Origin of the sequence: Rhizobium sp. CF122 (assembly GCF_000282035.1) — a bacterium.
Lineage (GTDB): Bacteria > Pseudomonadota > Alphaproteobacteria > Rhizobiales > Rhizobiaceae > Rhizobium.
This window is the reverse complement of sequence record NZ_AKKA01000082.1, coordinates 80,899-89,999: the sequence shown is the minus strand read 5'-3', so window position 1 is coordinate 89,999 and position 9,101 is coordinate 80,899. Positions and strand designations below refer to the sequence as shown.

Genomic DNA, 9,101 nt, shown 5'->3' with positions numbered 1-9,101 from the left:
GTTTCTCCACTTCGCTTGCCGCGGATCCGTGATCCGTCAAAATTGGCCCATTTTGAGGTGCCCCCGAAATTGGCCAGCGGCCAGCGGGAGGCGGTACTTCCTTGTGCAGGTTGCATCGTTGCCCTTGCCCTGTTGTACGGTAAGCGAATCGTTGCCGCGGCCGAACTGGGCTGTGCCGGATTCATTGTATTTGCCGCTTTGGACGGTCGTCGAGCTGTTCCGTACACCGCGCTGCCCGGTGTACGCTGAAGTTACGGAAGCCGTTCTGGAATGTGCCGGCGCTGTTGCCCCAGCCGCTCTGGTCCGTGATGGACTCATTGTCCGCCGCGTAGACTGCGGAAACCGATGAAGGTGCAAACACGGTTGCAGTTACTAGGCCCTTGATTTTCATTGTATCTCTCCTCTTCCTCCCGCCGGAATTGACGGTTGAGAGACACTACCGCATCGCCAATCGCGCAAGGGCTGCAAAGCCTGCCTAACGCAAGAGGGAAGTTTCTAGTTTGAGCCAAGCAATATGGCACCAAATTGGTTGGAGAGCATGGCACGTGGTCTGTTGCGCCATGCAAATAGGGACCTTCGCCAGAAAATTGGGACAGAGTAGCGGCAGGGTTGTCCTGGGTTGTCCGCGCAACGCAGGCAGCACCTCAGTTATGCGCTTGCGAAGCCGGCCCTGCGTCGCACGATCCGCTACCTGCACTAAAGGGCGGCTGTGGACACCGAGAAAGGTTATCCGGCAAGACGATGATTGGGGGATCGGCCGGAACCCTCGATCAGGGTAATGTTCCTGCCCTCTGATTTCGCCCGTAGCAGTGCCGCGTCCGCCCTTTGCAATAATGTGGCGGCTGGCTTGCCATCTTCCGTCGAGGCAATCCCGATTGACACGGTCACCGTGCCCAGCGGTCGTCCCTGATAGGTAATGGGGGTGGCCTCCACCTCCGTGCGAAGCTTTTCCGCAATCCCGAAACCGGCGTCCTTTGTTGACTCGGGCAGAATGATCGTGAACTCCTCGCCGCCGAAGCGATAGACGGAGCCTGATTTGCCGGCCGTTTCGGTCATGAGCGTCGCGACTTGCCGCATCACGTGATCGCCGGCATCGTGTCCGAACTCGTCATTGAAGTGCTTGAAGTGGTCGATATCCACCATCAGGCACGCGCTCGGACGATCCAGGGAATCTCGGCGCAGGCGGTTCATTTCGTCATCCAGCGAGCGTCGATTCAAAAGGCCCGTGAGAGGATCCCTCACGGCAAGGTGCGTCAACCGATCTCTGAGCTGCAAATTGGCGATCGCCAGCCCGATATTCTCGGCGATGATTTCGATGTAGAGCCTAGCGCTTTCCATCGCTTTGCCGCCATCCGCTCCCTCGAAATAAAGGAGACCGACCGTGTCGCCTTGGGCAGACAGCGGTATGCAGATACAAGCATCATCCCCGGCCTCCAGATGTTGACAGGGCACATCGCCGCCCGAATGATCGCTGACATGGGGCCTGCCTCGCCTCAACCCCCAGCATTCCGCCGGCGCCAAGATGTCGTGTGACCGTCTCGGCTGGCGCCATTGGCTGGCAGATGTTAGTGCCGACCGGCTGCTGTTCATGAGGTAGAGCTGCCCGGCGAGGTGTGGAAAAATCCGTGGCGCGAAAAGTGAGACCACCTCGGCAAGCTCCTCGTGTTGCTGGCAGGCCTGAAGCCGATGCATCATTTGAAGGATGTGGTCCTTCGTCTTCTGGTCACGGCGCCGCTCGGCATCCAGGCGCTCTCGTTCGAGGCCATTGTCTCGGAAGATCTGGATCGCCTCGTTCATCTCCCCGATTTCGTCGCGACGACTATCGGGGAGCACCTCGACGTCGTAGTCCTGCTTCGCCAGTCGATTGACGATGCCGGTCATTCGGAGCAGCGGTGTTGCAACCCGACGCTTCAAGACAAAATACAGAACCCCGATGAAAACGGCGGCGGTTAGCCCGAGCATGGATTTGGCTATGTTGTCCCAGAGATCGGTGCGCGCCCTTGCGCCAGCGAACTCGTCGGCGGCGCGGGTTGCGACAAGATCGATGAAATGCTGAACGCTTGTGAGCAGGTCGGTCTGCAAGCGTTCGTGCTCCGGTCCGAAAAGGGTTTGCCGGGCGCCATCGCTATCGCCGTCTCCGTAGTCAGCAACCGCTTTTTCCTCGATCTGGTCCAATGCTTCCGCATCAGTTTCCAGGCGGCGCAGTGCAAAGAGCTCCTGTGGCGACAGGTCGGTCGACTTCAAGCCCTTGATTGCCTCTTCGCGAGCGCGTTCCTCTCCCTGGGCGCCGCGAAATGCCTGAAGATGGCGCTCTTCTCCCCGCATCACGAACAGACGAGCATCCTCGGTGGTCTGTTCGGCTGCTAGGGCGAGCTGATCGACAAGTTCGTCGAGCCGCTGCCGCGTCTCCACCGCGGCTCGTTCACGCACGGCACTGTGGGCGGACAAAATGAAGGCTCCGCCCGAGAGAACAGTGAGCACAACCGTAACGGCATATGCCCAGTTGGTGATCGTGCTGATCCGCATCTTGTCCCGTGCTCCGCGACACGTTGGTTCGCCTGCGTAGGCGTCCTGCAATGCTAAACTAGAGCGATAAATGAGCACTTAATTCAGACTAGCCAGTAGAAACGCCTGGCTGGCGCTAGCGAAAGCGTCGCCGGCAGTCTAACACGTTGTCGATGGTTACCGCCGCCCTTTTGTCTATTTGACGCGACGCCCTGGCCTTCGCTCGCCGGGGTTGCCGACTATTGATCCGACGCGCAAGAAAAAGTATTCCTTTTGTCGACAAAAGGATTCCAGATGACTGACAGCGACACGAATTCCACTCCCGAACGCAAGCGCGGTTCTGGCGTCAAGATGGTCTATGACCTCCTGCGCGACGAGATCCTTGATCTGGTTCTACCGCCCGGCAGCCCGATCGATGAGGTACAGTTGGCCGAGCGGTTCAAGATGTCGCGCACACCGATCCGCGAGGCGCTGGTGCGGCTCGCGGGCGAGGGGCTGATAGATACGTTGCCCAATCGTTCGACCATGGTCTCGAACATCGATTTCCTTAACATGCATACCTTCTTCGATGCCTTGGTGCTGATGTATCGCGTGACCACGCGTCTAGCCGCCCAGTATCACCGCGCCGAGGATCTGCAGGTGATCCGCGCACATCAGGCTGATTTTGCTGCCGCCGTGGCAGCACAGGACGCCTTGGCAATGATTGCCACCAATGCCGCCTTCCATTCGGCCATCGCCGAGGCTGGACGCAACGCCTATTTCACGGGCCTCTTCAATCGCCTTCTCGATGAAGGACGGCGCATTCTGCGGCTCTATTACCAGTCTTATGAGGATCGCTTGCCGCAACGTTTCGTCGAAGAGCACGAGGACATTATCGCTGTCATCGCCGCGCGCGACAGTGAGGCCGCCGACCGCTTGGCGACAATCCATGCTGAGCAGATCGTACAGCAAATACAGAAGCTTTTTGCGCGCGGCGGAAAGTTGGATATCGCCCTTTGATCAGCTGCATAATTTTTGTCGACAAATAATATGCAAGTGGTATAACCGCCTTCGAAGACACGGGGACGGCGCCATTGGACGCTCGACTGTCCCTGTCCGTCCCGCCAGGCAACAGGAGTTTCCCAATGAAGGCCAAGATTTTCTCCGGTGTAATTCCGGCTCTGATGACCCCCTGCAAGGAGGATCGTACCCCCGATTTCGACGCCCTCGTTCGCAAGGGACAGGAGTTGATTGCCCAGGGCATGTCGGCCGTCGTTTACTGCGGCTCCATGGGCGACTGGCCGCTGCTGAACGATGCGCAGCGCATGGAAGGTGTCGAGCGTTTAGTAAAGGCCGGTATCCCGGTCATCGTCGGCACCGGCGCTGTCAATAGCGCATCTGCCGTCGCGCATGCGGCTCATGCTCAGAAGGTCGGAGCAAAGGGCCTGATGGTCATCCCGCGCGTCCTGTCGCGTGGTTCGGTAATTGCCGCCCAGAAGGCGCACTTCAAGGCAATCCTCGCTGCCGCCCCGGACCTTCCGGCGGTCATCTACAACAGCCCCTACTATGGCTTCGCCACTCGCGCGGATCTGTTCTTCGCGCTGCGTGCCGAACATCCGAACCTCGTCGGCTTCAAGGAGTTCGGCGGCGCGACTGATATGCGTTACGCAGCAGAGAACATCACCAGCCGCGATGATAGTGTTTCGCTGATGATCGGCGTCGATACGGCCGTCTTCCACGGCTTCGTGAACTGCGGTGCGACCGGCGCCATCACCGGCATTGGCAACGTGTTGCCGAAGGAAGTGCTGCATCTGTGCAACCTGGCGCAGGCGGCGGCTTCCGGCGATGCTGATGCCCGTCAGCGGGCACTGGAGCTCGAGCAGGCGCTTGCCGTCCTGTCTTCGTTTGACGAAGGCCCGGACCTCGTGCTCTTCTTCAAGCACATGATGGTGCTGAAGGGAGACAAGGAATACACGCTTCACTTCAACGAAACCGACGTCCTGATGGACAGCCAGCGCGGTTACGTCGAATCTCAGTTCAAGCTCTTTAACACTTGGTACGCTGAATGGAGCAGGCTCCCCGGTGCCGTTGAGAAGTACAAGGCCTGATTTCAAAAGCTCTCAAATCGAAAGGCCCTCCGTTTGGAGGGCCTTTTTGCATATCGGCAATCATCGGCGGTGGCTCAGGCCACTGCCTCCAAACCGAGCGCGAAAAGCCGTTCGAGCTGCTTGATTTCGACGTCGGTCAGCGTGATGCCGTCGGCCTCCGATTTTGCGCGCGCCACATAGCGGCGCTGCGAGGGCAGGCGGGCGCCCTGACCAACGATCGCCTCGAACAATGTCTCTGCTCGCGCAAATGGATTGCCCGGCCGGCCGGCGGCGAAGGCTTCGGGGGAGAAGGCAATGATCAACTCACCGTGGAAGGGGGCAAGCGTCGTTGTGCCGAGGTAGTCCAGGACCTCAGGGCTTGTCAGGTCGCCGATCATGATGCCGGCCAGCAGCTCGATCATCGTGCCGATAGCCGACCCCTTATGTCCGCCGAACGGCAGCATGGCGCCGGCAAGCGCAGCTTCCGGATCGGTCGTGGGATTACCGTCGGCATCGATCGCCCATCCCTCGGGCAACGACTTGCCGGCCCGCCGATGCAGTTCGATTTCCCCGCGCGCAGCGACAGACGTTGCAAAATCGAAGACATAGGGCGGCTGGCCGACGCGCGGCCAGGCAAAGGCGAAGGGATTGGTGCCGAGCAGCGGCTTGTTGCCGCCGGTCGGCGCAACGGTCGCATAGCTCGGGCACATGACCAGGCCGGCAAGCCCCTGTTCGGTCAGCGCTTCCGCTTCCGACCAGAGCGCGGAGAAATGCGTGCAATCGTTGATGACGAGTGCGGCAAGTCCGCAGGAGCGGGTACGCTCAACGAGGGCCGGTAGGCCGAGTTCGAAGGCCGGATTGGCAAAGCCGCCCTTGGCATTGACCTTTACAATGGCCGAGCCCTCCTGCAGCAGCAGCTCCGGCACCGCATCCGGCTTCACCTTGCCAGCCTTGACGGTACGCAGAGCACCCTCGATCCGATAGATACCGTGCGATTTGCAGGCATCCCGCTCCCCGGCCACGATCACGCGAGCGAGTGCGCCGGCTTGGGTCTCGTTGAGGCCGGCGTTGCGGAAAATCGCATTGACCCTTTCCTGCAGGGCCGGGACGGTCAGGGTGGTGTTATCGCTCATCTTGTGTCTCTCATGGATGGCCCGGCCGCCGATGGCGATCGAGTGTTGATGTTATAAATACATAGAGTATACAAAGATCCGGAGTGCGCAATTCGCCTGCGAATGGATTTTCGCGTAAAGCACCCCGGGCTCTCAAGAAAGGAATCGCAGATGGTCTTCACTCCCAATGGAAAACACCTCGTCGCGGGCGAATGGCTCGACGGAGCGGGTACTTTTGCATCCGCGCCGGCGTATGGTCCAGTGCATCAGTTCGCCGTCGGTACGGTCGACTTGGTGAATCGCGCTTGCGAGGCAGCAGAAGATGCGTTCTGGAGTTACGGCTACTCCACGCGCGCAGAGCGGGCGGCGTTCCTTCGCGCCATCGCTGACGAGATCGAGGCTCGCGCCGAGGCAATCACAGAGATCGGTAGCCAGGAAACGGGGCTGCCTGAAGCCCGCTTGCAGGGCGAACGCGGTCGCACGACCGGCCAGCTACGGCTCTTCGCCGACCATATCGAAAAGGGTGAATATCTCGACCGCCGCCGCGACACAGCACTGCCCGACCGCCAGCCCGCACCGCGGCCGGAGATCCGGCTCATTCAGCGCCCTGTCGGCCCGGTCGCCGTCTTCGGCGCTTCGAACTTCCCGCTGGCCTTCTCGACCGCCGGCGGTGATACTGCGGCAGCACTTGCCGCGGGTTGCCCTGTTGTGGTCAAGGGCCACTCGGCGCATCCGGGGACTGGCGAAATCGTCGCGCAGGCTATCGAGGCGGCCATCCGCAGGACGGGTGTCCACCCGGGCGTATTTTCGCTGATCCAGGGCGGCAGCCGCGACGTCGGCCATGCGTTGGTGCAGCACCCACGGATCAAGGCGGTCGGCTTCACCGGCTCGCTCGCCGGCGGGCGCGCACTCTTTAATCTCTGCGCCGCGCGGCCGGAACCTATTCCGTTCTTTGGCGAGCTCGGCTCGGTCAATCCGATGTTCCTGCTGCCCGAAGCGTTGAAGGCACGTGCCGAAACGCTCGGCCAGGGCTGGGCGGGGTCTCTGACCATGGGTGCGGGCCAATTCTGCACCAACCCCGGCATTGCCGTGGTGACAGAGAGCGCTGATGCCGATCGCTTTATCGCCGCGACAGTCGAAGCACTCGGCAAGGTGGCGCCGCAGACCATGCTGACGGATGGGATCGCGAAGGCCTATCAGGACGGGCAGGCGCGCTTTACAACTCGCAACACGGTCAAGTCCCTGTTCACCAGCGAATCCTCCGGCCGCTCGGCCGCTCCCAACCTGTTTGAGACGACTGGCGCACAGTTCCTCGCCGATCACGCTCTAGGCGAAGAGGTCTTCGGGCCGCTTGGCCTCGTGGTTCGTGTGCAGACGATCGATGAGATGGAGCAACTGGCTCGCGGTTTCGAAGGTCAGTTGACGGCGACGATTCATATGGATGCAGGCGACATTCCCGACGCACGCCGTCTGCGCCCCGTGCTGGAGCGCAAAGCAGGACGCGTACTGGTCAATGGATTCCCGACCGGGGTCGAGGTGGTCGATTCTATGGTTCACGGCGGACCCTATCCGGCTTCGACGAACTTCGGGGCCACCAGCGTCGGCACGATGTCGATCCGGCGCTTCCTGCGCCCGGTCTCGTACCAGAACATGCCCGAAGGACTTCTGCCGGAAGATTTCCTCGGCTGATTCCCATCAAGGGTAGAAAAGCAAGGGCGGCCACGACTTGGCCGCCTTTTTTTGTCGACATGACCGCTATTTGACTTATACTTTTTGCATACTTTATGTATTTTAGCATTGATTTGCGCGCGCCGACGGGGAATAGTGCGCCTCGCTGTCAATGGACAATCCAACTCTGGGAGAGAGAAAAAATGAAATCCTCGGTCCTCGCCTTCGGTCTTCTGGCCGCCACCCTTCTGACCAGCCCGGCCGAGGCCGACAAGCTGGACGACATCATCGGCTCGGGCACGCTGCGTTGCGCCGTCGTGCTGGACTTCCCGCCGATGGGTTCGCGCGACGAGAACAACAATCCGATCGGCTTCGACGTGGACTATTGCAACGATCTGGCCAAGGCGCTCGGTGTAACAGCCGAAGTCGTTGAGACACCGTTCCCCGAGCGCATTCCGGCACTGATGTCCGGCCGCGTCGATATCGGCGTTGCCTCCACGTCCGACACGCTTGAGCGTGCCAAGACCGTCGGCATGACGGTTCCCTACTTTGCGTTCGAAATGGCAGTTACAGCCAACGAGAAATCGGGCGTTAAGTCCTTCGAAGACATGAGGGGCAAGGTCGTCGGCGCCACGGCGGGCACCTATGAAGCGATCGCGCTCGAGCAACAGGTCAAGGCCTGGGGCACCGGCGAGTTCCGTCCTTATCAGACGCAGGCAGACGTCTTCCTCGCGCTGAGTCAGGGCCAGATCGATGCCACCGTTTCCACCTCGACGGTTGCGCAGGCAAACGTCAAGACCGGCAAGTTCGCCGGCATCGCAGTGGTCGGCAAAGCCCCATTCGACATCGACTACGTCTCGCTTTTCGCCAACCGCGAGGAATACGGCCTGATCAACTACCTGAATCTGTTCATCAACCAGCAGGTTCGTACTGGCCGCTACGCCGAACTTTACAAGAAGTGGGTCGGCGGCGACGTCCCGTCGCTCGCGGTCAACGGCGTCTACCGCTAATCCGGACCGTTTCTCCCACGGCGCGAGGTTATCCCTCGCGCCGTAGCTTTACGAAAAGGTGAGACGGGCATGTTCAACTACACCTTCCACTGGAACCAGGCGCTCAAGGCATTGCCGCAAATGCTCGACGGCGCGCTGGTCACGCTGCAGATTGCGCTCTTGTCCATGATCATCGGGCTTGTTTGTGCGATCGCGCTGACTTTGTTCCGGCTATCCGGCAACCGCATCCTTGGTGGCTTCGCCACCGCCTGGGTCGAGATCGCGCGCAACACGCCAGCGCTGTTCCAGATCTATATGACTCATTTTGGTCTCGGCAACTTCGGCATTCACCTCACCCCGTTCACCGCGCTCCTGGTTGGCATTGCTTTCAACAACGCCGGTTACCTGGCCGAGAATTTCCGCGGCGCCCTGAAGGCGATCCCAGACACGCAGACACGCGCCGGACGTTCGCTTGGCATGACGTCCATGCAGGCTTTTCGCCTGATTGTCTTGCCACAGATGCTGCGGGTGGCCTTTCTGCCGGCGACCAACCAGATGGTCTGGGCCGTCCTGATGACATCGCTCGGCGTGACCGTCGGCATGAACACCGACCTTGCCGGCGTGACGCAGGAACTGAATGCGCGCTCCTTCCGCACCTTTGAATTCTTCGCCTTGGCCGCCGTGATCTACTACGTCATCGCCAAGGTTCTGACCCTTGCTGCCCGGGCGCTTGCCTGGCGTATGTTCCGCTACTGAGAGAG

Annotated in this window: 8 protein-coding genes; 6 read left to right on the top strand and 2 right to left on the bottom strand. The window is 60.5% G+C overall.

The genetic code is table 11. The features are described from left to right. A partial coding sequence (locus tag PMI09_RS31865) for a hypothetical protein (RefSeq protein ID WP_210160821.1) occupies positions 1–249 on the top strand: 249 nt, incomplete at its 5' end. 477 nt (positions 250–726) lie between these two features. On the opposite strand, the gene PMI09_RS20910 is transcribed toward PMI09_RS31865, so the two are convergent. After that, complete coding sequence (locus tag PMI09_RS20910) at positions 727–2,526, bottom strand: diguanylate cyclase (protein ID WP_007799113.1); 1,800 nt, start codon at positions 2,524–2,526, stop codon at positions 727–729. 273 nt (positions 2,527–2,799) lie between these two features. Between PMI09_RS20910 and PMI09_RS20905 the strand changes: the two genes are divergently transcribed. Further along, positions 2,800–3,504, top strand: a complete 705-nt coding sequence (locus PMI09_RS20905) for a GntR family transcriptional regulator (protein WP_007799107.1) — start codon at positions 2,800–2,802, stop codon at positions 3,502–3,504. Positions 3,505–3,629: 125 nt separating this feature from the next. Beyond that, entirely contained in the window at positions 3,630–4,592 is a 963-nt protein-coding gene (locus PMI09_RS20900) for a dihydrodipicolinate synthase family protein (protein WP_007799106.1), read from the top strand. Between the two features lie 74 nt (positions 4,593–4,666). On the opposite strand, the gene PMI09_RS20895 is transcribed toward PMI09_RS20900, so the two are convergent. Further along, positions 4,667–5,704 carry an Ldh family oxidoreductase gene (locus PMI09_RS20895; protein ID WP_007799104.1) on the bottom strand — a complete coding sequence of 346 codons (1,038 nt, stop codon included), beginning with the start codon at positions 5,702–5,704 and terminating at the stop codon, positions 4,667–4,669. Between the two features lie 150 nt (positions 5,705–5,854). Here PMI09_RS20895 and PMI09_RS20890 point away from each other — a divergent pair, with 150 nt between their 5' ends. The 3 genes from PMI09_RS20890 (at position 5,855) to PMI09_RS20880 (ending at position 9,096) form a co-directional block, all read left to right on the top strand. Further along, positions 5,855–7,372 carry an aldehyde dehydrogenase (NADP(+)) gene (locus PMI09_RS20890; protein ID WP_007799102.1) on the top strand — a complete coding sequence of 506 codons (1,518 nt, stop codon included), beginning with the start codon at positions 5,855–5,857 and terminating at the stop codon, positions 7,370–7,372. A 182-nt stretch (positions 7,373–7,554) separates the two neighbouring features. Next, positions 7,555–8,361: an ABC transporter substrate-binding protein gene (locus tag PMI09_RS20885; RefSeq protein WP_007799100.1), complete on the top strand. Its 807-nt coding sequence runs from the start codon at positions 7,555–7,557 to the stop codon at positions 8,359–8,361. Positions 8,362–8,430: 69 nt separating this feature from the next. After that, complete coding sequence (locus PMI09_RS20880; protein ID WP_007799097.1) at positions 8,431–9,096, top strand: amino acid ABC transporter permease; 666 nt, start codon at positions 8,431–8,433, stop codon at positions 9,094–9,096. Positions 9,097–9,101 lie beyond the last annotated feature (5 nt).